General features: G+C 70.4%; 23 protein-coding genes. 13 read left to right on the top strand and 10 right to left on the bottom strand.

From position 1 onward, the window contains the following. Positions 1-13: 13 nt before the first annotated feature. Entirely contained in the window at positions 14-511 is a 498-nt protein-coding gene (locus MRQ36_RS28285) for a YcxB family protein (protein WP_242799798.1), read from the bottom strand. 201 nt (positions 512-712) lie between these two features. Here MRQ36_RS28285 and MRQ36_RS28280 point away from each other — a divergent pair, with 201 nt between their 5' ends. Continuing rightward, positions 713-1,501, top strand: coding sequence for an NAD-dependent deacylase (locus MRQ36_RS28280; protein ID WP_242799797.1), 789 nt, complete (start codon positions 713-715; stop codon positions 1,499-1,501). Between the two features lie 103 nt (positions 1,502-1,604). Here the strand turns inward: MRQ36_RS28280 and MRQ36_RS28275 are convergent, their stop codons facing one another. Further along, complete coding sequence (locus MRQ36_RS28275) at positions 1,605-3,560, bottom strand: translation factor GTPase family protein (protein WP_242799796.1); 1,956 nt, start codon at positions 3,558-3,560, stop codon at positions 1,605-1,607. A gap of 327 nt (positions 3,561-3,887) precedes the next feature. Further along, positions 3,888-4,436: a hypothetical protein gene (locus tag MRQ36_RS28270; RefSeq protein WP_242799795.1), complete on the bottom strand. Its 549-nt coding sequence runs from the start codon at positions 4,434-4,436 to the stop codon at positions 3,888-3,890. A 189-nt stretch (positions 4,437-4,625) separates the two neighbouring features. Between MRQ36_RS28270 and MRQ36_RS28265 the strand changes: the two genes are divergently transcribed. The 3 genes from MRQ36_RS28265 (at position 4,626) to MRQ36_RS28255 (ending at position 5,816) form a co-directional block, all read left to right on the top strand. Beyond that, positions 4,626-4,805 (top strand): hypothetical protein, encoded by a 180-nt coding sequence (locus tag MRQ36_RS28265; protein WP_242799794.1) that lies wholly within the window; start codon positions 4,626-4,628, stop codon positions 4,803-4,805. 1 nt (position 4,806) lies between these two features. After that, positions 4,807-5,304 carry a TetR/AcrR family transcriptional regulator gene (locus MRQ36_RS28260; protein WP_242799793.1) on the top strand — a complete coding sequence of 166 codons (498 nt, stop codon included), beginning with the start codon at positions 4,807-4,809 and terminating at the stop codon, positions 5,302-5,304. Between the two features lie 119 nt (positions 5,305-5,423). Next, positions 5,424-5,816, top strand: coding sequence for a PPOX class F420-dependent oxidoreductase (locus MRQ36_RS28255; RefSeq protein ID WP_242799792.1), 393 nt, complete (start codon positions 5,424-5,426; stop codon positions 5,814-5,816). Between the two features lie 73 nt (positions 5,817-5,889). Here the strand turns inward: MRQ36_RS28255 and MRQ36_RS28250 are convergent, their stop codons facing one another. Then, positions 5,890-6,159 (bottom strand): hypothetical protein, encoded by a 270-nt coding sequence (locus MRQ36_RS28250; protein WP_242799791.1) that lies wholly within the window; start codon positions 6,157-6,159, stop codon positions 5,890-5,892. A gap of 644 nt (positions 6,160-6,803) precedes the next feature. Here MRQ36_RS28250 and MRQ36_RS28245 point away from each other — a divergent pair. From MRQ36_RS28245 to MRQ36_RS28230, 4 genes are all read left to right on the top strand, one after another. Continuing rightward, positions 6,804-7,811, top strand: a complete 1,008-nt coding sequence (locus tag MRQ36_RS28245) for a hypothetical protein (RefSeq protein ID WP_242799790.1) — start codon at positions 6,804-6,806, stop codon at positions 7,809-7,811. Then, positions 7,762-8,853: a Rieske 2Fe-2S domain-containing protein gene (locus tag MRQ36_RS28240; protein WP_308194930.1), complete on the top strand. Its 1,092-nt coding sequence runs from the start codon at positions 7,762-7,764 to the stop codon at positions 8,851-8,853. The genes MRQ36_RS28245 and MRQ36_RS28240 overlap by 50 nt, the downstream gene beginning before the upstream one ends. Positions 8,854-9,144: 291 nt before the next feature. Then, positions 9,145-12,009, top strand: coding sequence for an AAA family ATPase (locus tag MRQ36_RS28235; protein ID WP_242799788.1), 2,865 nt, complete (start codon positions 9,145-9,147; stop codon positions 12,007-12,009). 745 nt (positions 12,010-12,754) lie between these two features. After that, on the top strand, positions 12,755-13,021 hold the full coding sequence (locus tag MRQ36_RS28230; RefSeq protein ID WP_242799787.1) for a LuxR C-terminal-related transcriptional regulator: 267 nt from the start codon (positions 12,755-12,757) through the stop codon (positions 13,019-13,021). Positions 13,022-13,088: 67 nt separating this feature from the next. Here the strand turns inward: MRQ36_RS28230 and MRQ36_RS28225 are convergent, their stop codons facing one another. The 5 genes from MRQ36_RS28225 to ispG form a co-directional block, all read right to left on the bottom strand. Then, positions 13,089-13,787 (bottom strand): phosphatase PAP2 family protein, encoded by a 699-nt coding sequence (locus MRQ36_RS28225; RefSeq protein WP_242799786.1) that lies wholly within the window; start codon positions 13,785-13,787, stop codon positions 13,089-13,091. Beyond that, complete coding sequence (locus tag MRQ36_RS28220) at positions 13,784-14,104, bottom strand: multidrug efflux SMR transporter (protein ID WP_242799785.1); 321 nt, start codon at positions 14,102-14,104, stop codon at positions 13,784-13,786. The genes MRQ36_RS28225 and MRQ36_RS28220 overlap by 4 nt, the downstream gene beginning before the upstream one ends. 132 nt (positions 14,105-14,236) lie before the next feature. Beyond that, complete coding sequence (locus MRQ36_RS28215) at positions 14,237-15,202, bottom strand: 4-hydroxy-3-methylbut-2-enyl diphosphate reductase (protein WP_374251213.1); 966 nt, start codon at positions 15,200-15,202, stop codon at positions 14,237-14,239. Between the two features lie 16 nt (positions 15,203-15,218). After that, complete coding sequence (locus MRQ36_RS28210) at positions 15,219-16,994, bottom strand: 1-deoxy-D-xylulose-5-phosphate synthase (RefSeq protein ID WP_242799783.1); 1,776 nt, start codon at positions 16,992-16,994, stop codon at positions 15,219-15,221. After that, positions 16,991-18,103: a flavodoxin-dependent (E)-4-hydroxy-3-methylbut-2-enyl-diphosphate synthase gene (gene ispG / locus MRQ36_RS28205; protein ID WP_242799782.1), complete on the bottom strand. Its 1,113-nt coding sequence runs from the start codon at positions 18,101-18,103 to the stop codon at positions 16,991-16,993. Before ispG ends, MRQ36_RS28210 begins: the two co-directional genes overlap by 4 nt. Positions 18,104-18,349: 246 nt before the next feature. Here ispG and MRQ36_RS28200 point away from each other — a divergent pair, with 246 nt between their 5' ends. From MRQ36_RS28200 to MRQ36_RS28190, 3 genes are read left to right on the top strand one after another with little or no spacing between them, the layout of a single operon-like run. Continuing rightward, the gene (locus MRQ36_RS28200; RefSeq protein ID WP_242799781.1) at positions 18,350-19,240 is read left to right on the top strand and encodes a polyprenyl synthetase family protein; all 891 of its coding nucleotides are present in this window, start codon (positions 18,350-18,352) and stop codon (positions 19,238-19,240) included. A gap of 15 nt (positions 19,241-19,255) precedes the next feature. Beyond that, a complete protein-coding gene (locus tag MRQ36_RS28195) occupies positions 19,256-20,353 on the top strand; it encodes a Rieske 2Fe-2S domain-containing protein (protein ID WP_242799780.1) in 1,098 nt (365 codons plus the stop codon). After that, on the top strand, positions 20,350-21,450 hold the full coding sequence (locus tag MRQ36_RS28190; RefSeq protein ID WP_242799779.1) for a Rieske 2Fe-2S domain-containing protein: 1,101 nt from the start codon (positions 20,350-20,352) through the stop codon (positions 21,448-21,450). The genes MRQ36_RS28195 and MRQ36_RS28190 overlap by 4 nt, the downstream gene beginning before the upstream one ends. A gap of 17 nt (positions 21,451-21,467) precedes the next feature. Here the strand turns inward: MRQ36_RS28190 and MRQ36_RS28185 are convergent, their stop codons facing one another. Next, entirely contained in the window at positions 21,468-21,896 is a 429-nt protein-coding gene (locus MRQ36_RS28185; RefSeq protein WP_242799778.1) for a protein-tyrosine phosphatase family protein, read from the bottom strand. Positions 21,897-21,982: 86 nt separating this feature from the next. Between MRQ36_RS28185 and MRQ36_RS28180 the strand changes: the two genes are divergently transcribed. Both MRQ36_RS28180 and MRQ36_RS33620 read left to right on the top strand, forming a co-directional pair. Further along, the gene (locus MRQ36_RS28180) at positions 21,983-23,086 is read left to right on the top strand and encodes a Rieske 2Fe-2S domain-containing protein (protein WP_308194928.1); all 1,104 of its coding nucleotides are present in this window, start codon (positions 21,983-21,985) and stop codon (positions 23,084-23,086) included. Then, positions 23,079-25,631, top strand: a complete 2,553-nt coding sequence (locus MRQ36_RS33620; RefSeq protein ID WP_278187615.1) for a PEP/pyruvate-binding domain-containing protein — start codon at positions 23,079-23,081, stop codon at positions 25,629-25,631. Before MRQ36_RS28180 ends, MRQ36_RS33620 begins: the two co-directional genes overlap by 8 nt. The last annotated feature ends 14 nt before the right edge of the window (positions 25,632-25,645 follow it).

Below are 25,645 nucleotides of genomic sequence, written 5' to 3'. Positions count from 1 at the left end.
GTAGGCAGCGCTGTCACCGACCCTCGAGCAGCCCACGTTTCGCCAGGTAGGCGCGCAGCGTCTCGGCGTCCTCGGCGGACATCAACCGGCGTGGGATCACCGTCGCCGGCATCCGGCCGACGAACACGATCCAGAACTCCGGCGTATCCCTAACCTGGGTGACCCCGTCCCAGGCGATACCGCCGGACTCCGAGCCGCTGCGCATCAGGATGTTGTCGTCGGTGATCTCGTACCCACCCTCGACCGCGTAGCCACTGGAACGGCGCCGGGCCCGCCACCGCACCCACGGCGGATACAGCATCGACAGCAGACCCGCCACCACCATCGCCGTGCACAGCGACGAGACCCGGTCGCTCCACCCGAACACCCTCGACGCGGCGAAGACAAGCACACCGACCGCTGCCAGCACGGCACCGATGTAACTGAACCTGCGCAGCCGGACAGCGCTGAGCGCAGCGGCCACCCGGCCGGGATAGGCCGGATCGGCGGGGACGTCGAAACGGATGTGCACGCCTGAACGATAGTGCCCCCACGTGTCCCCGGGCCGCACTCGTACCCCGTTGTTCAGACCATCGACGGCCGCCCGCTTCAGTCGCCGGCTGCCCGAGCGGTCGTCGACGACGGCCGCGATCATGTTTCTCGGGTTGTCGGCGGCAGGGCTTCTCACGCCGAGCTATTGCCCGCCTGTCGCCTGATGGCAGGATCTCCGCGTATGAAGGGTGCGCTGCCGCATCGAGCGGCCCAACTCCTCCGCGAAGCCCACCGGGTCGTCGTCCTCACCGGCGCGGGGATCTCCGCCGAGAGCGGCGTGCCCACCTTTCGTGACGCTCTCACCGGCCTGTGGGCGCGTTTCGACGCCCAGCGACTCGCCACCGCGGAGGCGTTCCACGCCGACCCGGACCTCGTCTGGGGCTGGTACGAGTGGCGGCGCACCACGGTGGGCCGAGCGGAACCGAATCCGGGCCACGTCGCCATCGCCACCATCCAGGCCCGGATCCCGGACACCACCGTCATCACCCAGAACGTCGACGACCTGCACGAGAGATCCGGCACCCCGGCGGCGATCCACCTGCACGGCAGCCTCTTCACACCCCGCTGTGTGGCGGCAGCCGCCCACCCGGCGACCCTCCCGAGCCCGGACGACCACGCCGCGCCGCCGGACGAGGGCGGCCGTATTCCGCCGCCGCGATGCGCGTCGTGCGGCGCACTCGTCCGCCCGGGCGTGGTGTGGTTCGGTGAGCCGCTGCCCGAGGCGGCGTTGACCGCAGCGGTCGAGGCCGCCACCGCATGCGATCTGCTCCTGACCGTCGGCACCTCCGGCACCGTGTACCCGGCCGCCGAGATCCCCCGCATCGCGGCACGCTCCGGCGCCACCGTGATCCAGGTCAACCCCGAACCGACCCCGCTCGACCGGATCGCCGCCGTCAACCTGCACGGCACCGCGGCACAGGTCCTCCCCACCCTCGTCGCGACCGCCTGGGCGGGCACCGACGACACCTGACGGAATCCGGCCGGTCCCGTCTGACCACCAGCACCCGGCGTCCGGGCAACGGCCTCCCCCGCCGGCGGCCGGATCGGTATGCCCGGCGTACGTTCCGGACGGCCTACCGCGGTACGGCGCGGAACCACCCCTCCCGGTCGTCCGGGTCGGGCCCGCGCCGGGGCAACGTCGGCGGATCCTCACCGGTGACCGGCGCGTAGTGGTCGAAGGAGGTGGTCAGGACGGCCTCACCGCCGGTGAGGTCGGGAAGGGAGGCGACGACCTCCGGCACCCGTGAGGACGGCAGGGTGCCACCCACCTCGAGGTATCCGCCGGCGACGGCGGTGTCGTGGACGACCGCTCCCAACCGGCCGAGCAACGGCAGCACCGTTTCCACCGCACGCTGCGGAAGGTTGACGTCGAACCGCTCGATCGGTTGGCACACCCGGGTACCGGCCTGGCGCAGCGCCGCGGCGACCACGATCGGGGCGAGGTTGCGGAAGTCCGCCGCCACGGTCGACACCGACTTGTCGAACTTCTGATGCGGCTTGCTCTGTCGCGGCCAGTACCGGGAGGCCGTCATGGTGACCGTGCAGTCGGTGACCGGCCAGCCGTGCCGGCCCTGCCGGAGCGCGGCCCGTACGCCCTCCTCCGTGGCGGCGACGAACGCGGGCGGCAGCCGGCCGGGCTCGACGCCGGGACAGAACTCGATGCCGTGCCCGACCGGGGCGGCCTCGATGCGCAGCCCGAGCCCGGCGAGGTACGGGTTGCCGCGCTCGCGCACCCGCTCCTCGGCGACTCCGGTGCCGGCGACCCGTTCGATACAGGCCGTCAACGTGCCGGAGAACCGCACCCGGACGCCGTACCGATCCTCCAGTAGCGCGGCCAGCACCTCTTTCTGGACCTCGCCGTGCAACCGGATCACCGCCTCCGCCTGCTGCGCGTCGAGCCGCAGGTCCACCAGCGGGTCCTCCTCGGCCAGCTCGGTCAGCCCGGCGAACATCGCCAGGCGCTGGTCCGGCTCGACGGGCTCGACGACCGCCTGCCTGGTCGGCGGCGGGAACCGGTAGACGTGCCGCCGCGGCGGGTCCCCGATGTGCTGACCGATCCGGGCCGACACGCCGCGCACCGCGGCGATCTGCCCGGCGGACACCGCGGGACGCACCAGTACACCCTCGGGCTCGGTGACGGCGATCTGAGTCACCGTCTGGGGGCGGGCTCCCGCCAGCCGCACCCGATCCCGTACGTGCAGACGCCCCGACCACAACCGCAGCCAGACCCGCCGGCCGTGCCCGTCCCGATCGACGGCGAAGACCGTACCCGCCAGCGGACCGTTCCGCTCCTCGCCGCGTGGCAGCAGGTCGGCGAGGAGGCGACACAGCTGCCGTACCCCGGCTCCGGTGATCGCCGACCCGCACGACACCGGGGTGAGCTCGGCGCGACGCACCGCGTGCCGGATCGCCCGCCGGACGTCGCGGACGCGCACCGGCTGGTCGGTCAGCCACCGCGCCGCCACCGCGTCGTCGGCCTCCGCCACCGCCTCCACCACCGAGTCGGCGTCGAGGCCCACGGCCCGTACCCGGGCATCGCGCCCGCCCTGGCCGATGACCCGGGTGAGCATGACCGGACGCGCCCCGAGCCGCTGACGCACCTGGGCCACCACCTGGTCGACGTCGGCACCGCGGCGGTCCACCTTGTTGACGAAGATCACCGTCGGTACGGCGATCCGGCGCAGCGCCCGCCAGATCGCGACGGTCTGCGGCTGCACGCCCTCCACACTCGACACCACGAGCACGGCGGCGTCCAGCACGGCCAGCGAACGCTCGACCTCCGCGATAAAATCGGGGTGGCCCGGGGTGTCGAGCAGGTTGATGCTCAGCTCACCGATCGCGATGGACGTGACCGCGGCGCGGATGGTGATGCCGCGACGACGCTCCAACTCCATCGAGTCGGTCCGCGTCGTGCCGGCGTCGACGCTGCCCGGCCGGGACACGGCCCCGGCCTCATAGAGCAGGCGCTCGGTCAGACTGGTCTTTCCGGCATCAACATGGGCGACGATTCCGAGGTTCAACAATGCCAAGGCAGAACTCCACGGTAGGACGGTCAAGGGTCCGGAACGTGGAAGCTGCTCGCATTGTCACTCCTCGTGGTGTCGTCGTAGCCGGGCGCCCTGCCACCGTGCGGCGACGAGCAGTACCCAGATTGGCACGGCCACTACAGCGTCGCCACCGAATTCGGACCCGCACGCCGATCATCGCGGCGCGGTTGGCAGGGGGCCCCGAGATACTGCCAGGCCCAGTACCAGCGGAACGGGTGGCTGACCGACTTGCCCTCCAGCACCGCGTCGGCCTCGTCGGTGGTCTTGCGTCGACCCGGCAGCCGACTGCGGTGCGCGCCGTACCGGCGTTCAGCGCGGAGAAACGTGATCCAGTGGGATCGGCAGCGCCACGGGGTCCGCACCGCCGATCGCAGTGCCGGAGTGTGCCGGTGGCGGCCGGTCGTCGACCGGTACCCGGGAATAGCGACGCCCCTGACCTGCCGGGCCCGGCTGCCGGGTCACCGCGCAGGTGACCAGCTGAACCGGCGAGGGTGGCGCGACGAACGGACCCGGACCCCAGCGCACCCAGATCGGGATACGGCCTGCCGCCCCCTCCGCCAGCAACTTCTCCACGGTGCGACGCCGGTCGGTGTGGTCGACCTCGATGACGACGGGCGGGCCGGCCGGTCGCGCACACGCGACGTCGAGCACGGAGTACTGCCCGGACAGCGGTGGGGGCAGCGGCAGGACGCTGGACGCCCGGCGATAGACCCGCCAGCCCGCCTCACGGGCCCAGCCGACCACCGAGTCGATGATCATCGCGGTCACCTGGTCGGTCGTGGCGTCCCGGAAGGTCAGCGCGTCCAGCCGACTGACGAGTGACGCGGCGAGCCGCTCACTGTCGTCGGTGACGTGCATGGCCGGAAGCGTAGCGCGTGGCGCTCGCGCGACCAGGTCCTCAGCCTCGCGAGAACCACCTCGTCGCCGCTCCTGAGCCTGCCGCTTCCATTCGGCATGCTCATCCCGGGTGAGGACATCCCGCTCGTTCGGTGACACGGTCCGGCGTCCGGCCGCGCCGCCGCTCGTGACCCGGGCCAAAATGGCTGGGTGAAGGCGATCTACCCGGACAACGGCGACAGGGACCCGAAGGCCGTACCCGGCGTGCGTCCCGAAGCCGGAGATGCTGGCGACGTTACGTCGCTCATGCTCGAAGTCGATGGAGAGATGTTCGCCCTCCGCCCAGGCGAGTGCGGCGGCTACGGGGTGGGAACACCAGCGACATGTTGAAGTGCACGCCCCTGGTCCGCTCGGGCGCCGTGCGGGTGATCTGCTCGACGACGGCGGCGCCCCAGTCGCCGCCGTCTCGTACGAGGACATCGCGCGAGCCGCCGGCACCGGGATGGGCACGGTGTACCGCCGCTTCCCGCAGCGACAGGACCTGCTCGACGCCTTGTTCAGCGAGCACACCGACACGGTGGTCGGCCTCGTCGAGCAGGCCGCGCAGCACGACGACACCTGGGCCGGCCTCACCTGGTTCCTCGAGCAGCAACTCGAGATCGAGGCGCAGAGCAGAGGGCTGGGCGAGCTGCTCCGCAGCCGCAGCCAGGCCACCGCACTGCTGCAGCGGGCGCACGAGCGGATGACCCCGGTGGTGGCCGGCCTCGTGGACCGGGCCGTCCGGGCGGGTCTGCTACCGGCCGGAGCGACCCTCGCCGACTTCGCCGCGGTGCACCGGATGGTGGGCAGCGTCATGGACGCCTCCCGTACCTTCGCTCCCCAGCTGTAGCGTCGTGCCCTGCGGCTCGCCCTGGCGGGCCTCCGCCATGCCGACCTGTCCGGCGATCCGCCGGACGAGACGGTCATCGACCGCCTCTACCACGACCAGACGACATGAAGGCTGATCCCATGACGGCTCTACCCGCCGACCTGATCGCGGTCCTCCACGACCGGGCGATCTGCTTCGTGACCACGCTGATGCCCGACGGATCGCCGCAGATCTCCCAGACCTGGGCGGGCTTGGACGGCGAACACGTGCTCATCAACACGGTGGACACGCACCAGAAGACCCGCAACGTCCGCCGCGACCCCCGCGTCGCCATCGGCATCGCCGACCCCGCCGCACCGTCCCGGTACTGGGCTCTGCGCGGCAGCGTCGTGTCCGTCACCACGGACGGCGCCCGGGAGCACATCGACGAGCTGTCTCAGAAGTACCTCGGCCGCCCGTATCCCGGGTTCGGCGGCGGCCCGGAGCAACGCGTCCTCCTCCGCGTCAGGGTCGACCGGCTGCACACACCGTGACCCTCCTACACCGTCGACGAGTCGCCCCACTCGGTCAGGTCACCGCGACGTACCACCGGCGGGTCGTCAACGATCAACCATCACAGGTCGTGGTGAGGTAGCCGATCACGGCGAGGGCCATCGAGGGTCGTGGGGGCACCAGATCCCCGGCCCGGCTCGTGCTGCCAATCCTGGACACGAACAGTTCCACCAGCAGCGCCCCCTGACGAAGCAACTCATCGGAGCGCTGTGTGCCGGTCAGGTCCAGCGTCTCGACCTCGATGACTCCGGCCTGGTGACCGCCCGCCAGGAAGCAGCACACGCCGCCCGCAGATAACTCTCGTACTGCCTCGTGGGCCGCCACGCGGCCGCAGGGTCCGCCTCTGCGGCCAGTGGTCGAGGCCGGTTGCGGTCCGCCTTCCACAGGTCGGGTGTCGGGTGTTCCTTCTTGCGACCGGGTATGCAGCGAGGAATGCCAGGATGCAGCGTCGTCGCGGCGCTCGCAGTTCGACTTCTTCGAGCCGGTGGCGGGTCACGGCCGGATCGTGGCCGAATATTTCGACGTCGGCTCCCCGCGGGAGTTCGCGTGGCACGGCCGGTCCGAAGCCGCCCGGTCACTGGCCGCGGCCACCGAAACAGACCGAGGCCGACCTGCGTACAGCCCGCGCCGGACGACAGATAACACCTGGGCCGAGTCGGTCGGGGAAAATATCATGACCAGCCTAAAGCATACAAGGCGGCCGATGCACAAACCTTTCTCAGGCGATTAGCCGCATCTTGCACTTCCTCTTCTTGTTCATGGTTGACCATAAATCTCCCTGGTGCTAACTTGGCTGCCGTGGGCGCATTCGGTAAAGTGACCATGAATTGTCCGGCGCGTATTGAATCGTTGTCCTGCCTTCGCCTTCGACAGGACCGCGTGCATCCGAAAGCCAGACGAACCGTCATGTCGGTCCGCCCCGGGCATCTCGACGATCGGATGCCGCATCCACGCGTATCGGCAGCGGCGTGGCCGGCGTCGGCCGTGGACAGCGGCGGTCGGCCGTGACGGCAGCGCGGCACGAGGGCACCGCGACGGAGACTGGACTCCGTCTCGCGGCCGGCTGGTACATCGCTCTGCGCTCGGATGCGCTGGCCTCGAAGCCGCGGGCGCTGGACCTGTTCGGGCGGCGCCTGGTCGCCTGGCGTGACAGCCACGGCAGCGCCCTGATCATGCAGCGGCACCGCGTACCACGGGGTGCCAGCCCCACTGAGCACGACGTCGTGGACGGACTGTCCCGTCGGCGGTTGCGCAGCTATCCGGTCGTGGAGCGCTATGGCTACGTCTGGGCCTGGTACGGCGGCAGCGAACCGGCGTACGAGCTACCCCGGGTACCGGCGCTCGACGGCGACCGCAGTGGCTACCTGACCTATCGCTTCTCCCACACCACCCCGGCCCCGCCTCGCCGCATCCTGGAAAACGCGTTCGACTTCTACCACTTCATGTTCCTGCACGGCGTGAAGTCCCAGGTACCGATGGACATGACGCTGCTGTCGGATCAGCAGGCCGCGGCCGAGAACGGGCCACCGATCCCTCGCGAGGCCTGGTTCGGCGCCCAGTTGACCGCCCGCGGCCTACACATACCTCAGCCATTCCGGGCCTTCGGCTTCCGCACCGAACGATCCGATGTGCTGGTGGACAGCTGGCCGACCGGGCAGCGGCTGACCTTTCTGCTGGACGGCAAAGTGGTGGCCAAGGAACTCCTCGGCGTCACGCCGGTGGCCGCCGACCAGACCATCATGCAGGGCTGGACGTTGGTGGCCCGCACCGGACGCCCGTTGCGGGACGTCCTGACCTACCTGGGATACCGCGCCCAGCACCGGCAGGGCACCCGCGAGGACCTCGTCATCTACCGGCACGCCAGCGAGTCCGGGGCCGTTGTCCCGGTGAAGTACGACCACGGCGTGCTCAGGTTCCGCAAGTTCCATGCCGGCTGGGCCGAGCACGCCGCCCGGGCCGAGACGGAAGCGGGATGAAGCGATGAGACGCCATCCCACACGCGCCGACGCGGACGTACGGGTCGCACTCGACCTTGCAGCGAGCTGGTACGTGGCCCTGCCGTCGCGGGACCTGACGCGACGCCCGGTACCGCTGACCCTGTTCGGACGGAAACTAGTGGCCTGGCGTGCCGCTGCCGGCCACCCGGTACTACTGCCACGCGCGTGCCCGCACATGGGCGCCAGCCTCGCCCACGGCAGGATCGTCGACGGTCTGCTGGAATGCCCGTTCCACGGTTGGCGCTTCGACGACTCGGGTGCATGCGTCCAGATCACCGGCTCCGACCGCATTCCCGCCGCGGCGAACCGACAGCCCTACCCGACAATCGAGCGGCACGGCTACATCTGGGTCTGGTACGGCAGCCCTGAGCCAATGTTCGCCCTCCCGGAACTACCAGCGCTAGACAGTGCCCCGCCCTACCGTCGCCTCCGCCGCGCCGACACCACCACGACCTCGGTCCGCCGCGTCCTGGAAAACACCTACGGACCCGGCTGTCTGGCCGGACTGCCCGGGGCACGCGTCGAACGGCCGCTCGGGTCGCGCATGCTCACCCCAGCGGATCTCACCAGCGACCATGGTCCGCCGATTCCAGCGGACGCCTGCTTCGGCGCCGAACTGCGATGGTCGCGTCACACCGCAGCGCCACGCCTGACCTCCGCACTGACGGGTGGCGGCACCCACGAGATCACTCTGAGGGTCGACGGCTGGCCGGCGGGCCAGCGCGTCTCGGTCTTCACCGACGGCGTCGCGCAGTACCGGCTGCTCCTGGCCACCACGCCCGTCGCGCCTGAGCACACAGTCAGGCACATCGCGATGACCGTCGAGAAGACCGGACGGATCTGGACGGATCTGCCATGCTTCCTGACCAACCTCATCAGGATGACCCCGGCCTCCAGGCGGGACCCGTCCCTTCTGCGCACCATGCAGCCCGGCGACCCACCGGGCACTTACGCCGACGGCGTCCGGCTATTCCGGCAGTACTACCAGTCCTGGGTGGACCGGGTGCTCGACGACACCTGACCACCGGCGCAGATCCCGCCGGTCGAGTATCACGCACCGACCATCATCCGGCGCGCCGCCGTTCCCGCATGTGGCGACGGGAGACGCCGACGCCGACCCTCCTCCGCGACCCTCGCCGGTCTAGGAATCAGCATTCGAGAACGGTAACGTCGACCTCAGTGCGTGGCGGCCGCATCACAGAAAGTGGGCTCTGGCCATTGTGACGGCACGGGCTGACGCGTTCTTCGGCCCGGTCGACGGCGCGGCTCGGTCGACAACTCACCGTCCACTCTGATTGAAGGAATGTGCTCGGTGGCACGGCTCGGACCCCAGACAAACGCGGGACACCACGGTGAGCGGCTCGGGCACTTCCAGCAGCTGCTCGAGCGCGAGGCAGCAAGCCGCTCTCTGCACCGGATGCTCGCCGGCATGCAAGCCGGTCAGCCCGGAGTTGCCGTACTACACGGGGAGCCGGGCACCGGACGCACCGCCCTGGTCGACGCGATTGCCGCCACTGCTGCACACCACGGCATGCTGGTCTGCACAGCGCACTGCGCCGAGGGCGAGAACGAGTTCGCCTTCGGCGCCGTACGCCAAATGTTTGAACGCCTGATCAGCGGTGACATCGGCGCCCCCCTCGCACCGACCGGGGCGGCGGCCCTGGCCCTGCCCGTCTTCACGGCAAACCCTGGGGCACACGACCTGCAACGACCGGACAGCCTCTTCGCCCTCATGCACGGCCTGTACTGGCTCGCGGTGAACCTAGCCGCCACGACCGCGCTGCTGCTGGTCATCGACGACGCGCACTGGCTGGACGAACCGTCACGGCAGTGGCTCGAGTTCCTCGTCCGGCGGATCACCGGCCTGCCCATCGGTGTCGTGCTGACCGTGCGCGACAACGAGACGGGCGCCACCGACGTGCAGGCAATCGTCGCCGCAGCAGGCTGCGACACGTCGTCGGTGCTGCTGACACCGTTGAGCGCGGACGGCAGCCGGCGCCTGGTGCACTCGACGTACGGCGACGACACACATGCCGAATTCGCCGCGGCCTGCCACCGCGCCACGTGCGGCAACCCGCAGTTACTGACGGCTCTCCTGCAGGATCTGCGGGCGCGAGGGGTCCCGCCGACGCAGGCCGCAGCGGAAGAGATCCGCACCGTCAGCCCGGCCAGTGTCGCCCGGTCCGTGCGGCGCCGATTGACCGCTGCCGGACCGCACGCCCTGCAGGTGGCGCTGGCGGTGGTGGTCCTCGGCGCCCGAGCGGACCTGCCGCTGGTGGCCACCGTCACCGACCTCCACCCAAGCCTGGCGAGAGCCGTGGTGGACCGCCTGGTACAGGCCGCAATCTTGCAGGACGGCAACCCACTGACCTTCACCCAGCCGATCCTGCGCAGCGCAGTCCGTCAGAGCGCGTCGGCGGGCGAACGCAGCCGCTGCCATGAACGCACCGCCGAGCTGCTGCACGCCGAGGGTGCCCCCGTCGACCAAGTCGCGGCCCATCTTCTACACGCCGACCAGTTACCGCCGTGGGGTGTCGAGGTGCTGCGGCAGGCGTCTGGGGTGGCCGTCGTCCGCGGCGCTCCGGAGCTGGCCACGCGTTACCTGTGCCGGCTGCTGCCGGTCGCGATGACCTCCGTCGACCGGACCCAGCTCCTGCTCGACCTGGGTGGTCTCGAACTGATGCTCAATCCGACGTCGGCCATCGACCGCCTGAGCACGGTGCTGCGGACCGCGCAGGATCCGCGTCATCGCGGCCGGGCGGCGCGCCTGCTGATCCACGCCCTGATGATCGGCCGACAGCCGGGCGACGCCTTGAAAGTACTCGAGGAGGTCGTCGGGCAGGTGGCGGAAAAGGACGAGGAGTTCGCCGCGCTCCTGGAGGTCGACATGGTCGCGATCGCGATGGTCGACGAACGGACCCTGCCCTGGGCACGTGACCGACTGGACCGGTTCGCCCGCAAAGGCGCCACCCACCCGAAAACCCACTCGACCACGGCGGCGCTGGCCGCAGTCGCCGCCACGTGGTCCTGCGACAGCCGGGAGGAGGCCGTTCGGCTGGCCCGACAGGCACTGGCCGGCGGCCTGACCCGTCAGGACGACGGCGACCTGATCCGCCTGTTCAGCGTCGGGGCGCTGATACAGGCGGAGGAGTTCACCCTGGCCGAACGGTACTGCGAGCAGGCGATCGGGGTGGCGCGAAGTCGCGGCTGGGTCATGTTCTACGCCACCGCCCTGCACGTACGGGCCACGGTGTACCACCGGCGTGGCGCGCTGGCCGAGGCAGCGGCGGACATGCGTGAGGTGTTCGAGCTCACCGAGCCGGCCCAGTGGGGACGAATGCTGTCACGACCACTCACCACATGGCTCGAAGTGCTGCTGGATCAGGACAAGACCGGCGAGGCCAACGACCTGTTGCACCGCCACGCGCTGGCCGGGGAACTGCCGGCGACGTGGCCGAGCAATCCGCTGCTCATCGCGCGGGCCCGGTTGCACCTGGCGCAGCAGGGCATCGAGGCCGCGCTGGAGGACCTGCGCGAGTGCGAGCGGCGGCTGCGCGCCTGGCGGCACACCAATCCGTCGGCCTGCCCGTGGCGCAGCTACGCCGCCCTCGCGATGGCCGCCACTGGCGCGGAAGTCGAGGCACGACGGTTGGCGGCCGAGGACGTCGCACTGGCTCGCCGGTGGGGCGGCGCGGGATCCGTCGGCCTGGCGTTACGGGTGCTCGGTACGGTGACCGAGGGCGAAGCTGGTCTGCCGGCGTTGCAGCAGGCCGTCACCGTGCTCACTCCGGCGCAGTGCCGGCTCGGTCTCGTCGAGGCCCGCTTGGCGCTCGGACGCAGGCTGCGTGAGGTGGGCCGCCGCGCGGAGGCGCGTGGCTCACTGCGTGAGGCGATCGCCCTGGCCGTCCGGTGCGGGGCGCCGGCGCTGGTGCGTACCGCGCAGACGGAGTTGCTGGCCGCCGGTGGACGGCCGCGTTCCGTGCCGGAGTCCGACGAGCAACTGCTCACTCCGGGCGAGCGCCGGATCGCCTCGATGGCCGCCGCGGGTGCCACCAACCGGGAGATCGCCGAGGCGCATTTCGTGACCTTGCGAACCGTCGAGATCCACCTCACCCGCGTCTACCGCAAGCTCGGCGTCACCGGGCGGTCGCAGCTGCGGGATGCGCTCGGGCAGTGACCACCGTCCCGCCGTAGTCGGGGTGTGCTTTCTTAGCATCGGCTCGGCGACCAGGGTGCCCCTCGGCATGCCAGTCGTCCTGTCGGACACGATCGTCGGTAATTTCTCGTCGACTCATCCACTCGTGGGAATTGCATGCCCTGCAGTCATCCGCATCCGCCGCCATCCTTGTGTGGTAAATATTTCGGTACGGGGTGCAGCACCTACTGTTAACGTGATTTTCACCGATGAATACCAGCGGTGACGGGATCCGTGTGCTGGCAACTCCTCGGTGCCTTCGAGGCATGACGACCACTGCGGCTGGCTGTGCCCACCTTCGTATCTGCGGGGAGATATGAATGTCCACATCGGTGCGACAACCACTCACGAAATGACACCCCTTGAGCGGCGCAGAGGCCGCCCCGGCGCCACGCGCGACGGCTCGGCGAAACTCTCCCGCGCCCCGGCGGTAGGTCACCTGACCGCCACCCGCGCGACCTGACGCGAGCGCATCCCGCTCAGCGGTCCGCCCGCGCAACCGTCCGGCGCAACGTGATCAGCCCGAGCCGTCGACGGGCCCAACCCCACGGCGGCGCCCCCTACCACCTGCGGCTTGCCCCCGCTTTCGACAACGTCAACCAGACCAGACACGGGTGGCTCCCGGGATCACACGAAGGGCGATCAGGCACCCCATGCCCCTCCCCCATGACCGCTCGACGCATCACCGCTCGGCGGACAGCGAGCCGAAAGAGGATGTGGACTGAACATGTCTGTACGCGTGGTGAACGACGCGCAGCAGCGCAACCGCTGGTCAACCGTTCGCGGTCGCGTCCTCGAACTACTCGCCTTGGGGCACAGCTCCAAGGAGATATGCGAGACGCTCTACCTGTCCCGAACCGCGCTCGACTACCACGTCGCGGCGCTGCGCGACGCACTCGACGCGTCGAACCGGGCCTCGATCGTCGCCCGCGCCTACAACCAGGGAGTGCTCCAGGCCGACACCTGGCCGCCGACCATCTGTCCGCAGGGATAGGCGGTCCTGCGCAGCCGTACGCCGGACCGAACTCTGGCGCCTCCCCCACAGCGGTCCCGGACCTTCCTCAGCTATCACGGATGCGGCCGGCACGGGGAGTCGACGGACCGGCTGACGCCAGCACCTGGCAGGCTGCGGCGACCGCGGCGCCCAACAGCAGGCCAGCGAGGACGTCGTGGGGATAGTGGACTCCGGCGACCACCCGCGCCGCCGCCACGACCAACCCGATCAACACCGCCACCGCCGCCAGATCACGGACCAGGAACACCACACTCGTGGCCAGTGCTCCGGCAATCGCCGCATGGTCGCTGGGAAACGACCAGTGCCCGGCCGGCGGACAGGCCAGCCACGTGCTGACGTGCAGGACCGCCCGGCAGGGTCGCTCCTCCACGACAACCGCCTTCACTGCCGCGCTCGCCAGGTCAGCGAGCGCCGCACCGGCCAGCGCGACCAACACCCCGACCCGGGACACCCACCGGTCGTGCCGGCGCGTCCAGGACACCGACAGCACCAGCGCGAGAAGCACCAGCAACCCGACACCCGGCAGAAAGCCGCCGACGGCACCGACCCAGGTCGGCGCGTCGGCAACCTGCGCAGTAACCTCCCGGTAGAGCGCCGCGGACGGACCGTCACGGACCACCGTCACGCGGTGCGGGCCCGCCGCGGCCGGGGCGAGCAACACCAACGCCCCCGCACCGGCGGCCAGGACGAGGGCCGCAGTCAGTATCCGCTGCCGCACGGTCGCCCCGACCGGCCCCACGCTCACTCTGCACCCGCCAGGTTGAGGATCACCACACCGGTGATGATCAGCAGCATGGCCGCCACCTTGGCCACGGTGAGCGACTCACCGAAGGCGTACCAGCCAATGACGGTGATCGTCGCCGTGCCCACCCCCGACCAGATCGCGTACGCGACGCTGACCTGCAGGTGCCGGACGGCGAAAGCGAGCAGCACGAACGACAGCAGGTACGCGACCGCGACGACCACGCTCGGCATCAGCCGGGTCAGGCCGCTGCTCAGCTTGAGGGCCGTGGTGCCGACCACTTCGGCGACGATCGCGGCGACGAGCAGGATCCAGGCCATTCCCATCCCTTCGTTGGCGGTGCGCCTACACACCCATGTCCACCTCGGCCCCGGCCGCGGCCCCGCGCGTCGTCATCCGGCCGACCCCGGGGCGGCGTCCCCCGTTCTCACCAGATGCGGTCCGCCGACAGGCTAGGCCTCCGCCGGAGTCGGGCGGGCCCGGTGCAGCGGTGGTGGGACGAAGACGACGTCCTCCGCCGTACCGACCACCTGTTCGACGTCGTCCCAGCCCCGCGCGGCCAAGCGGCCGAGCACCTGACGAACGACGCGTTCCGGTGCGGAGGCTCCACTGGTCACTCCGACGGTCTCGACTCCCACCAGCCACCGCGGATCCACCTGGTCGGCGTCGTCGACGAGGTAGGCGGCGCGGGCGCCGGCCCGCCGAGCCACGGTGACCAGCCGTTTCGAGTTCGACGAGGTGCTCGACCCGACGACCAGCACGAGGTCGCACCGGGCGGCGATGGCGGCGATCGCGGCCTGCCGGTTGGTGGAGGCATAGCAGATGTCATCGGTGGGTGGCTGCGTCAGGTGCGGAAAGCGTTCACGCAGCCGGCTCACGGCCCGGTCGACGTCGTCGACGGCGAGGGTGGTCTGCGACAGCCACACCACCGGGCGGTCCGCGTCCAGGGTCAGCCGCGCCACCGCGTCCGGGTCATCAGGGTCCACGACGTGCGTGTGCCGGGGCGCGTGACCACGGGTGCCGGCGACCTCGATGTGGTCGTGGTGACCGATCAGGACGATCTGATGATCGTCGCGGGCGTACCGACGGGCCTCCGCGTGCACCTTGGACACCAGCGGGCAGGTCGCGTCGACAACCCGCAAAGAGCGGCTACGCGCGTGCTGGCGCACCTGCGGGGACACGCCGTGGGCGGAGAACACCAGGACCGAACCCGGCGGCACCGTGTCCAAGTCGTCGGTGAAGACCGCGCCGGCCGCCTCGAGCTCGGCGATGACGTGGGTGTTGTGCACGATCTCGTGCCGTACGTAGACCGGCGGGCCGTACTCGGCCAGGGCCGTGTGCACGGCCTTCACGGCCCGGTCCACACCCGCGCAGAAGCCGCGTGGCGCCGCGAGCAGCACTTTCCGTCTCACGCCGATGCCCTCTCCTCGACGGTCACAACTGTTCCAGGCGTTTCCGCACGGCACTGGCGATGCCGGCCGCGTCGAGGCCGTGGGCCCGCAGGATCTCCTCCCGCCCGCCGTGCGCCACGAACGCCGCCGGCAGGGCCAGGGGCACCGCACGCGCCGACGAGCCGGCCGTCGCCAGGGCCTGCGCCAGGCGGCTGCCCATCGATCCGGTGGCCGTGGCGTCCTCGACAGTCACGACGAGCTGGTGGGTGCCGGCGAGCTTGACCAGTTCGGGGGCGAGGGGAGCGATCCAGCGGGGATCGACCACCGTCGCTCGAATGCCTTGCCGGTCCAGTTCCCGGGCCGCGGCGAGGCACGCCTCGGCCATCGGTCCGACCGACACGATCATGACCGGCGCGTCTGGAGCCGCGTGCAGCACGTCGTAGTCGGCGGTACGGTGCACCGCGGGCACGTCGGCGCCGCTGGTGGCCCTCGGGAAGCGAATCGCGGTCGGCCCCTCCTCGTGGTCCACCGCCTCGCGCAGCAGGTGCCGCAGCCGGGAACTGTCGCGCGGCGCGGCGAGCCGCAGACCCGGCACCAGCGCCAGCAGGCTGGCGTCCCACATGCCATGGTGGCTCGGCCCGTCCGGGCCGGTGATGCCGGCGCGGTCGAGCACGAACGTCACCGGCAGCCGGTGCAACGCCACGTCCATCAGGATCTGGTCGAGAGCCCGAGTGAGGAAGGTGGAGTAGATCGCCACCACCGGGTGCAGGCCGCCCAGCGCCAGCCCGGCCGCCGAAGTGACGGCGTGCTGCTCGGCGATCCCGACGTCGAACACCCGTTCCGGCGTCCGTCGCATCAGCGGCCCCAGCCCGGTGGGCAGCGCCATGGCCGCGGTGACGCAGACGACGTCGGAGCGCTCGGCACCGATCAGGTCGAGTTCCTCGCCGAGCACGGACGTCCAGGACGGGCCCCCGCCGCCACCGGCCGGACCGACCGCATGCATCCGGTCGGCGTGGTCGTCCTCGGCCGCCGGGTGGCCGGCGCCCTTACGGGTGACGCAGTGCACGACGACCGGCCGGCCCAGCTCGGCGGCGCGGCGCAGCGCGCGCTCGGTGGCACCGACGTCGTGTCCGTCGACTGGCCCCACGTAGGCCAGGCCCAGCCGGTCGAACAGGGTCGGGCCGCCGCGTCCGGCGCGCAACTCGGCCAGGTGACGGGACAGGGCACCCACCGTGGGTGCGTAGGAACGCTCGTTGTCGTTGAGCACCACGACGACCGGCAGCGAGCCGGCGCCCAGATTGTTCAGCGCCTCCCAGCTCATACCTCCGGTGAGCGCACCGTCACCGACGAGGGCCACCACCCGCCGCTGCTCACCGCGCAGCGCGAACGCCTTGGCCATGCCCTCGGCGTAGGACAGCGCGGTGGAGGCGTGGGAATTCTCCACCAGGTCGTGCCGGGACTCCGCCGGGCAGGGATAGCCGGACATGCCGCCGGCCTGCCGCAACGTGTCGAACTCCGTCGCGCGACCGGTGAGGATCTTATGGACGTAGGACTGGTGGCCGGTGTCGAACAGCAGCACGTCGCGCGGGGAGTCGAAGACCCGGTGCAGGGCGATGGTGAGCTCCACCATGCCGAGATTCGGGCCGAGGTGGCCGCCGGCGCGAGTGACCCGGTCAACCAGAAAGCGCCGAATCTCGGCGGCCCGGTGCAGGCACTGCCCGGGGTCCCACCCGCGCACCGCCTCGGGAGTGAGCCCACGCAGGCCCGAGTAGGTGTCGTCAACGGGGTCGACGGTCGGGGCCGCCGGCTGCCCGATCATCGGCTGCTCGCGGTGGCCTCGGCGGGAACGGATTCGCCGGCCAGCCGCAGCGCCTCCTCGATGAGCACCTCGGCGATCTGCGACTCGGGGACGGTCCGGATGACCTTGCCCCGCACGAAGATCTGTCCCTTGCCGTTGCCGGAGGCGACCCCGAGATCGGCCTCCCGCGCCTCGCCGGGCCCGTTGACGACGCAGCCCATCACCGCGACCCGCAGTGGCACCTCCAGCCCGTCCAGCGCGGCCTGTACCTCCGCCACCAGGTCGTAGACGTCGACCTGAGCGCGCCCGCACGACGGGCACGACACGATGTCCAGGCCGGTACGCTTCCGCAGGCCAAGAGACTCAAGGATACCGATGCCGGCCCTCACCTCCTCGACCGGATCCGCCGAGAGCGACACCCGCAGGGTGTCGCCGATTCCCTGGCGCAGCAGGGCACCGAACGCAGTGGCGGACTTGACGATGCCCTGCGGTGGCGGACCGGCCTCGGTGACGCCGAGGTGCAGGGGATAGTCGCAGACCGCGGCGAGCAGCTCGTACGCGCGGATCATCACCTGCGGATCGTGGTGCTTCACCGAGATCTTGATGTCGTGGAAGTCGTGTTCGGCGAAGAGGCCGGCCTCCCACAGGGCGGATTCGACCAGCGCCTCCGGGGTGACACCACCGTGCTTGGCCAGCAGCCGGGGATCGAGCGAGCCGGCGTTCACCCCGATCCGGATCGGGACATCGCGTGCCGCGGCGGCCCGGGCGATCTCCCCCACTTGGTCGTCGAACTTCTTGATGTTGCCGGGGTTGACGCGTACCGCAGCGCAGCCCGCTTCGATCGCGGCGAAGACGTAGCGGGGTTGGAAGTGGATGTCGGCGACCACCGGGATCTGCGACTTCCTGGCGATCACGGGCAGGGCGTCGGCGTCGTCCTGGGACGGGACGGCGACCCGGACGATGTCGCACCCGGCTGCGGTCAGCGCCGCGATCTGTTGGAGGGTGGCGTCGATGTCGGTGGTCGGAGTGGTCGTCATGGACTGCACGGAGATCGGGCTGTCGCTGCCGACGCCCACCTTTCCCACCTTCAGCTGACGAGTGGAACGTCGGGCGATGTGCAAATCGGTCATGGCTGCTCCCTCACCGTGGTCGCTGCCCGTGTTGTGTCCGCGCCACGCGACCGGGCCGGCATCGGCGACCACGAGCCCGGTCACGGAGCCGCGGACTCCCGCCGTCCAATGGGGACCGATGGTCGACGGCATCATCACCAAATCCTTAACCGACCCCCCTGCCCGGAACACCATGCAAATGCACAGGCTTCGATGCCGACTTCGCGTTAGCCTTCGCCTAGGTCAGTCAGGTCGAAGCGAGGTTTCATGCTTCAAGAATTCGAGTTGTCGTCCTACCTGCGCGAACAGCAGGGCCTCATCGATCGGGAACTTGAGCGGGCCCTTGACGGAGACATTCCGGAACCGCTACGAGCCTCGATCCACTATTCTCTGATGTCCGGCGGAAAACGGCTACGTCCCATCCTGTGCCTGGCCGCGTGCACCGCGCACGACGGCCGGCCGGAAGTCGCTATTCCCACGGCCGTCGCTCTGGAGATGCTCCACACCGCCACACTGATTCACGACGACCTGCCGGCAATGGACAACGACGATTTCCGGCGAGGCCGTCCCACCAACCACAAGGTATTCGGTGAAGGGGTGGCGGTGCTCACCGGCGACGCGCTCCTGGCGTACTCGTTGGAGTACATGCTCACCCGCACCGAGGCCCCACCGCAGCAATTGTTGCGGGTGGTCAGCACCTTGCTGCATGCCATCGGCGTGCACGGCGCCATCGGCGGGCAGGTCATCGACATCCAGAACACCAACCGCGCGGACGTGGACCTGCCGACGCTCGAGTCGATGGATTCCCGCAAGACCGGCGCCCTGCTGGTGGCGGCCCTGGTCAGCGGCGCCGTGCTGGCCGACGCGAGCGAGGAGATCATCGCGCGGCTCTGCCTCTACGGCGAGAAGATCGGCCTGGCGTTCCAGATCGTCGACGACATCCTCGACGTCACCTCCACGCTGGACGAACTGGGCAAGACCCCGCACAAGGACGACCGGGCGAACAAGGCGACCTTCCCCCGGCTGCTCGGTCTCGAGGAGTCACGCAGGCGGGCCACCACGCTCGTGGAATCGGCCAAGCAGGAGGTCGAGATCCTCGGCAAGGGCGCCACTCCGCTGTTCGCCATCGCCGACTACGTCTGTAGCCGGTCGCACTGACCAGGAGGTACGCGGATGACCGGTGTGTTGCCTCGAAGACTCTCCGCCCAGGCGGCGAGGCCTGACGCCGTCCCGACGGGTCTGGCCGCCAGCTGGTACGTCGGACTGACGTCGCGGCAGTTGGGGCGCCGCCCGGTGCCGGTGCGGCTGTTCGGCCGGGACCTGGTCGCCTGGCGCGACGGGTCCGGCAAGCCGGTCCTCGCCGGCAGGTTCTGTCCCCACCAGGGCGCGAGCCTGGCCCTCGGCTCGCTCACCGACGGCGCCCTGCGCTGCCCGTTCCACGGCTGGCGGTTCGACGGCTCGGGAACGTGCGTGCAGATCCCCGGCTCCGACCGGATCCCCTCGACGGCCAAGCTGGCGACCTACGCCGTGCAGGAGCGCTACGGCTTCGTCTGGGTGTGGTACGGCACGCCGACACCGCTGTTCCCGCTACCGGACTTCCCACCCCGCGACGTCGACCGGCATCGCTACATCGGCTTCCAATACGCCGATCGGACCGTCGGCACCGCCCGGCAACTGCTCGAGAACGCCTTCGACTACTTCCACTTCGAGGCGCTGCACGGGCTATCCCTCGACCGCACCGAGTTCCGGATGCTGCGCGACCAGTCGGAGGCCTCCGACAACGGATCACCCATCCCGACCGACGCCTGGCTGGGCTCGTGGTTCGAAGGAGTGGCCACCCCCGGACATCCGATCCGTGACCCGTTCCGGTGGCTGGTGGCGAAGTCGGCGACGTTCGCGGCGGGCGACAGCTTCCAGGTCCTGGTGGACGGCTGGCCGGGCGGGCAACGCTTCACCGGGTACGTCGACGGGAAGGTGTTCTACAAGGTGCTGATGGCCATCGTCCCGATCGAGGAACGGCGGACCACCCAGGTGGGCTGGATGGTGACCCCTCGCGGCAGCGGCCTCGGCCCCCGCACCGCGTTCAACATGTTCACACTCTTCGGCCAGTACCGCGGCGGCAGCACCCAGGACCTGCCCGTCTACAACAACACCGAGCCCGCCGCCGGCACGCTGCGCGCCTGGCACGACAACGGGTTGCTGCGGTTCCGCAAGTACTACCAGTCCTGGGTGGACCGGGTGGACCCGGCCTTCGTCGGGGGCCGGTCGTGACCCGGCCGGGCCGCGGGCCGGTGCGGGCCGCCGACCAACCGGGCGCGACGGACGCCGTACCCCTGTCGTCCGTCGCGCCGCAGCCCATGACCCGGTTGGCCGCCTCCTGGTACGTCGCCCTGCCGTCGCGGATGGTGGGCGCCAAGCCCCGGCCCCTGACCCTGTTCGGCCGCCAACTGGTGGCCTGGCGCGACGGCGCCGGCACCGCGTCGGTGCTGCCGCGCCACTGCCCCCACCTGGGCGCAAGCCTCGCACTCGGCAAGGTCGTCGAAGGGCAGTTGCGGTGCGTGTTCCACCACTGGCGCTTCGACGCCACTGGCGCGTGCGTGCACATTCCCAGGCTCGACAATCTGCCCAGCCACATGGCCCGGCAGCGGGCGTACCCGGTGCGGGAACGCTACGGCTTCCTCTGGGTCTGGTACGGCTCCCCCGAGCCAATGTTCGCCCTGCCGCAGCTGCCGGCCGAGGTGATGAACCGGAGCGACTACCAACGCCACCGGTTCGCGCACCTCACCTCGGCGTCACCGCGCCGGGTCCTGGAGCAGGCATACGACCACCACCACTTCGCGGCCGCCCACGGCTTGGCGGCGATCGACCCGGCCGGGTCGACGGTGCTGCCCGACCCCGAGGCGGCGGTACGCAACGGCCCGCCGATCCCGGCGCAGGCGTGGACCGGGGCCAGGCTGGAGTTCCACGGGCCACGGCTGCCGCGCCCGCTCCGCAACACCGACGGCCCTACCGAACTGCTGGTGGACGGCTGGCCGGGCGGCCAGCGACTCACCTTCTCCGTCGCCGGTCAGGACACTGTCCGGGAACTGCTCGCCGTGACCCCGGTCCGCGACGGGCATTCCATCGTGCGGGGCTGGTCCTTCGTGCGCCGGTCGGGTAGTCCCGCCCACGACGCGTCGATGCTGCTCGGCTACCGCAGGTTCCGCCGGCGCGACCTCCGGGAAGGGCTACGCGGCTTCGCGGAATTCCGCCAGGAGCGCCACAGCAGGCCCACGGAGCACGACGCGCCGCTGGCGCACTTCCGCGAACGGTACGACGACTGGGTGCGGCATGCGAACCGCGACGGCGAAGGTGACACCGCGCCGTGAGCCGCACCCCCGTCCAGTCAGCCGAAATTGACGACGAACCGCCGCTGCCACGGCGTTTCCACAGCTCGGTGAGAATAGTGAGTACGAACGTAGTCGACCGCCTCGTCACCGGACACGCCGTCCAGGACAGCAAGGCACGCCATTGCGGTGCCGGTACGACCGACGCCGCCGTAACAGGCGATCTCCACACGTTCGGACCGGGCCCGTTCCAACAATTCGGTCAACGCGTTGCGGAATGCGCCACGATCGGACGGCAGCCAGAAATCCCGCCAGCGGATCCAGGTGCTGTCCCATTCCACCGGCGGCGGCTGCTTACCGAGCAGATACACCCCGAATTGCGGGTCCAGGCCGACCGGAACGGGCCTACGAAGTCCTCTTCCCCGGACGAGCGCACCCGAAGGAAGGCGCATGATTCCGGCCGTATCGGCATCCCAGGACTGCGTCATCGTGAGCTGATACCTCCGCCTGTCGGAATTACTCGTGCGACCGAGACCAGTCTTACCACAGGGCACGAGGGACCACCAGCAAGCACATGCGTCATATCTGGGGCGTCCGAATCCAACTCCCAGGGCAGGTGGACAGCATCATGACCCAGCAGCCGACCGTAGCAACTCTCATCACTGCGGAGCGTACCGACATCCCGGCGAGTTGGTACGTGGCACTTCCTTCCGGCGAACTGAAAAAGGGCCCCCAACCGTTGACCCTGTTCGGACGGAAACTGGTGGCCTGGCGAAACGGAGCGGGCCAACCCGTCGTGACCCAGGGATTCTGCCCACACCTGGGCGCGAGTCTTGCCGAGGGACAAGTCACCAGCGGTGAGCTGCAGTGCGCCGCACACCGGTGGCGCTTCGACGACACCGGCCGGTGCGTGGCCGCCCCGCCCGCGCTCGACGTCTCGGGCCGGGACCGGCTGCGCAGCTACCCGACCACCGAACGGCACGGCTACGTCTGGGTCTGGTACGGCAGCCGCGAACCGATGTTCCCGCTGCCCACCTTTCCCGTCCTGGACGGGGCGACCAGCTACCCCACCGGCTTCCGCATGGCCGACGACACCCGGGCAACCGTCCGCAGGATCCTGGAGAACACCTACGACCCCGACCACCTCGTCGCCCTGCACGGACTCGACGTCAACGGATCGACGACCCTGCGCATGCTCGACGACCCCGCGGCCACCGCGGATCACGGTCCACCCATCGCCGCCGAGGCCTGGCTCGGCGCGGAACTGAACTGGCCGTCGTACCGCGGCCGGCTCGGCCGGATCACCAGTCTCCTGGGCACCAACGCCAAGCAGTTCGTCCTGCGGGTCGACGGCTGGCCCAGCGGCCAGCGGATCAGCTACTTCGCCGACGGGCGCCTGCAGTACCGGATGCTGCTGGCCACCACCCCGCTGGGACCCAACCGGACCATCCAGCACATCGCGGTGGCCCTGCCCCCGACCGGGACGCGCTGGCGGGACCTGCGCAACTACCTCCTGCACCGCCCGGAGATCACCTTGACCTCCAAGCAGGACATCCCGCTGTTCAACACCATCGAACGCGGCGACCGACACGGCATCTACGTCAACGGCGACCACGGAGTGCTCGCCTTCCGCAAGTACTACCAGCAGTGGGTGGACCGGGTGGCCGACGATGCCTGACCTCGTCCCGCTCCACGACCTGCGCGCATCCGATGCCGGCACCGCCGGCGCCAAGGCGGCGAACCTGGGCGACCTGCTCGGGGCCGGCCTACCCGTCCCCGCCGGCTTCTGCCTACCCATCTCCACCTACCACGCCGTCGTCACCCCCACCCTGGCCCCGCTGCTCGACCGTCTCACCGCGACCCCCTCCCCGGAGCCCGGGTCGGCGACGCCGCCCTGGGAGCCGATGGAGCAGATCGCCGGATCGCTGCGGTCGGCCGTCCGGAACCTCGACCTGCCCGCCGACCTACGCACCGAACTGGACCGGGCATACCGGCAGGTGTGCCCGAACGGCGGCGGCGTGGCGGTGCGCTCCTCCGGCACCTCCGAGGACACCACGGACACCAGCTTCGCCGGTCAATATCACACCGAACTCGGCGTACGCTCGCTCGACCAGCTCGTCGACGCCGTCCGGACCTGCTGGGCGTCGCTGTGGGAGATCCCCGCGATCCTCTACCGCGAGCGGGCCGGCGTACCCCATGCCGACGCCGCCATGGCGGTCGTCGTGCAGGCGATGGTGCCGGCCGACGCGGCCGGCGTCATGTTCGTCACGCCCGACCCCGCCGCGCCCGGCGACCCCACCGGGCCGGTCGTCATCGAGTCGAGCTGGGGACTGGGCGAGGCCGTGGTGAGCGGCCAGGTCGACCCCGACCGGTTCGTCGTGTCCCCCACCGGCGACACCGTCCAGCGCACCGAGATCGGGAGCAAGTCGCAGCTGGTGGTCCCCGACGGGACCGGGACCACCCTGATCGACACCGACCCGGAACGGCGCTCCACCGCCTCGCTCAGGACGGAGCAGGTGACCGAGCTGGCCCGGCTGGGTCTGCGCGTGACCCGGCACTTCGGCGCGCCACAGGACATCGAGTGGGCCGTCCACGACGGGCAGCTGTGGATCCTGCAGGCCCGGCCGCTCACCCGCAGCCTGGCCCTGCCGCCCACGGCCGACTGGAGCAGCCCGATCGACGGCGCGACCTGGGCGCGGATCAGCATCTGCGACTCGTGGCTGCCCGAGCCGCTCTCACCGCTGTTCGAGACCACCCTCTACCCCCGCCTGGTGGACCGGTGGCGGCGCAACTGGTCCGGCTCCGACCGGCTCGCCCGTCCGCTGGTGCCCGAGCCGATGGCCGGGTCGATCAACGGCTACGCCTATCTGCGCCTGGACTTCCCGCTCAACAGGTACCCACTGCGCACCATCATGCTGATCGTCAACTTCTACCGATTTCACCTGTCCCGGCTCGAGTCGCACTGGCGGAAAGTCCTGCTGCCCCACCACCTCACCCGCATCGCCGAGCTGGGCCGACGCGACCTGCGCCACCTCGAGATCGACGAGGTGCAGCGCGTCATCGACGAGGTGACGGACCTCAGCGGCATCTACTGGGCGATGTTGGGCGGCCTCGCCTGGTACTGGAACGTCAGTGAACTGCTGCTGGAGAAGCTCTACCCGGCCCTGGTCCGGCCGGTGCCCGCTGCCCCCGACCTGGCCCAGCTGCTGCAAGGACATCCGACCAGGACCTCCGAGATGGAGGCCGCACTGTGGCGGCTCGCCCGCGCCGCCGAGGACAAGGACGCCTCCGACCGCGGCTTCACCGCACTGCTCGCCGAGTACGGGCACCAGGTCTACCAGCTCGACTTCGTCGAGCCGACGCCGGCCGAGGACCCGACCGCGCTACGCGCCGCCCTGGATGGCTACCGCACCGGAAACGCCCCCGACCCGGCGCAGCGGCTGCAGACCCTGGCCGAGCGGCGCGACACGGAGCTGGCCCGCATCGACGCCCGGCTCCGCGGACACCCGGCGCGCCGGCAGCTGCTGCGACTGCTGCTGCGGCTCAACCGACGCTACGCGGCCGTCCGCGACGAGGCTCTGTTCCACTTCACCCAGGGCTGGCCGATCATTCGCCGCGGCTACCTCGAACTGGGCCGGCGCCTGGTCGCCGACGGTCGCCTGAGCAGACCGGAGGACGTCTTCTACCTCACCGGCGACGAACTCTCCGCTGAACTGCGCGCCGACGAACCGCGCCCCGCGTCGTGGGAGAAGACCGTCACCGACCGCCGCGACCTCCGGGCGCGACGGCGCGGCCTCATCCCGCCGCCCGCCGTACCGCGGGACATGCGGCTCAGCTTCGCCGGTATAGACCTCAAGCCCGTCGCCTTCCTCGGCCAGGAGGAGAAGTCCGGCGATCCGGCCGAGCGCCACTCCGGCATCAAGGGTTCGCCGGTCAGCCCGGGACGCGTCACGGCCATCGCCCGGCACGTCGCCTCCGTCCAGGACTTCCCCAAACTGCAGACCGGTGAGGTACTGGTCGCCTCCTTCATCACCCCCGCATGGTCGCCGCTGCTGAGCATCGCCGGCGCGGTGGTGACCGACACCGGCGGCACCCTGTCCCACGGGTCCATCGTGGCCCGCGAATACGGGATCCCCGCCGTCATGGGCACCAACCACGCCACCAAGCTGATTCGCGACGGACAGGTCGTCACCGTCGACGGCGACCGCGGATTGGTGTACTGATGCACGGCGCCGCG

Source organism: Micromonospora sp. R77 (assembly GCF_022747945.1).
Classification (GTDB): domain Bacteria; phylum Actinomycetota; class Actinomycetes; order Mycobacteriales; family Micromonosporaceae; genus Micromonospora.
This window is presented reverse-complemented; position numbering and strand designations above follow the sequence as displayed.

What these genes read in the sequence shown, in the direction of transcription:
- MRQ36_RS28240 (WP_308194930.1), top strand. Translation starts at nt 7,762, where the DNA reads ATGCCGGCTGGGCCGAGCACGCCGCCCGGGCCGAGACGGAAGCGGGAT.
- MRQ36_RS28270 (WP_242799795.1), bottom strand. Translation starts at nt 4,436, where the DNA reads ATGCACGTCACCGACGACAGTGAGCGGCTCGCCGCGTCACTCGTCAGT.
- MRQ36_RS28185 (WP_242799778.1), bottom strand. Translation starts at nt 21,896, where the DNA reads ATGACGCAGTCCTGGGATGCCGATACGGCCGGAATCATGCGCCTTCCT.
- MRQ36_RS28195 (WP_242799780.1), top strand. Translation starts at nt 19,256, where the DNA reads ATGACCGGTGTGTTGCCTCGAAGACTCTCCGCCCAGGCGGCGAGGCCT.
- MRQ36_RS28220 (WP_242799785.1), bottom strand. Translation starts at nt 14,104, where the DNA reads ATGGCCTGGATCCTGCTCGTCGCCGCGATCGTCGCCGAAGTGGTCGGC.
- MRQ36_RS28230 (WP_242799787.1), top strand. Translation starts at nt 12,755, where the DNA reads ATGTCTGTACGCGTGGTGAACGACGCGCAGCAGCGCAACCGCTGGTCA.
- MRQ36_RS33620 (WP_278187615.1), top strand. Translation starts at nt 23,079, where the DNA reads ATGCCTGACCTCGTCCCGCTCCACGACCTGCGCGCATCCGATGCCGGC.
- ispG (WP_242799782.1), bottom strand. Translation starts at nt 18,103, where the DNA reads ATGACCGATTTGCACATCGCCCGACGTTCCACTCGTCAGCTGAAGGTG.
- MRQ36_RS28180 (WP_308194928.1), top strand. Translation starts at nt 21,983, where the DNA reads ATGCGTCATATCTGGGGCGTCCGAATCCAACTCCCAGGGCAGGTGGAC.
- MRQ36_RS28280 (WP_242799797.1), top strand. Translation starts at nt 713, where the DNA reads ATGAAGGGTGCGCTGCCGCATCGAGCGGCCCAACTCCTCCGCGAAGCC.
- MRQ36_RS28255 (WP_242799792.1), top strand. Translation starts at nt 5,424, where the DNA reads ATGACGGCTCTACCCGCCGACCTGATCGCGGTCCTCCACGACCGGGCG.
- MRQ36_RS28200 (WP_242799781.1), top strand. Translation starts at nt 18,350, where the DNA reads ATGCTTCAAGAATTCGAGTTGTCGTCCTACCTGCGCGAACAGCAGGGC.
- MRQ36_RS28210 (WP_242799783.1), bottom strand. Translation starts at nt 16,994, where the DNA reads ATGATCGGGCAGCCGGCGGCCCCGACCGTCGACCCCGTTGACGACACC.